Genomic DNA, 1,034 nt, shown 5'->3' on the forward strand with positions numbered 1-1,034 from the left:
TGCGTTGGGCGCCAGCGTGATTCTGGCGGAGCTGGTGTTTCTGTTAGCGTTGGTGGCGGCGTAGGAGAGGGAAACCGTTGCGAGTGACGAGAAGCGAGTTTCGAAAGTCAAAAACATGAGAGCCGGGTTGTTTTGATATTCGCTCTTCGAAACTCGCTTCTCGTAACTTGTCACTGCTGTGGCAAATATTGCCCGCGCACAATGCCTTCCAGCTCCGCATAGGGAATCGTCAGGGTAGGCTGGCCCATGGCGTAAGGCGCGATGTGGTACACGTTGTATTGCAGCACCATCCCTTCGTCACTGAAGAAGACGTTATCGGTCTTGTCGAACGGCCAGCTGTCACGGAAAGCCTGGTCCAGGTTTTCCTCGTCCAGCCAGGCGGTGTGTTGTTCGCGGGCTTTTTCCCAGAAGGCAGACTGTTGGCCGGGCACCAGCAGGTCGCCCGGTTTTACGCTTTGCTGTTTGGCCAGGTCCCAGTGAAAGTACTGCACGCTGGGCAGGCCGTGGGCACCGCCGGTGTATTCATAGGTTTCCATGGACAGGGTTACCAGGTCGCCGCGTCGGCCCTGTTTTTTCACCGTGGCATTGAGCTCCCAGCCCTGCTCCGAGGCCATGGCCATGTCGGACGCATCTTGCAGAAACGCATCGGCCAGCCCTTCGATGGTGCCATCGTGGGTGGCGTTGCCTTCATCCTGAATCAGCATGGCGGCCAGGTTCTGGGTGATGGCGTCGTTCAGTGCGGGCTGGTTCTCAAAGGTAAGCCATTGCAGGTCCACTTTCGGGCAGCCGTCAGCGTCACACTGCTCATCGGTTTTATTCAGGGTATGGACGATTCGCACCAGAATTTCCGGGGCGGCACCGGTTTGTGCGGCGTCGCTCTTGTCGGTGGAGGCCGGTTTGTCAGCGGGCTTTGCCGGCGCGTCCGGGTCGTCGCAGCCTGCCAGCAGCGCGGTGGCGAGCAGGAGCAAAAATGTCATACGCATGGCATACCCTTCCTGAAATCAATGAAAACGAATGGAGGCATTTAACGGCAG

1 protein-coding gene is annotated in these 1,034 nt (G+C 58.2%); it reads right to left on the reverse strand.

Going from position 1 to position 1,034, the window contains the following annotated elements; genetic code table 11:
- Positions 1 to 170: 170 nt before the first annotated feature.
- Positions 171 to 983: a DUF3298 and DUF4163 domain-containing protein gene (locus tag A3730_RS01560; protein ID WP_063521186.1), complete on the reverse strand. Its 813-nt coding sequence runs from the start codon at positions 981 to 983 to the stop codon at positions 171 to 173.
- Positions 984 to 1,034 lie beyond the last annotated feature (51 nt).

Source organism: Alcanivorax sp. HI0044 (assembly GCF_001634945.1).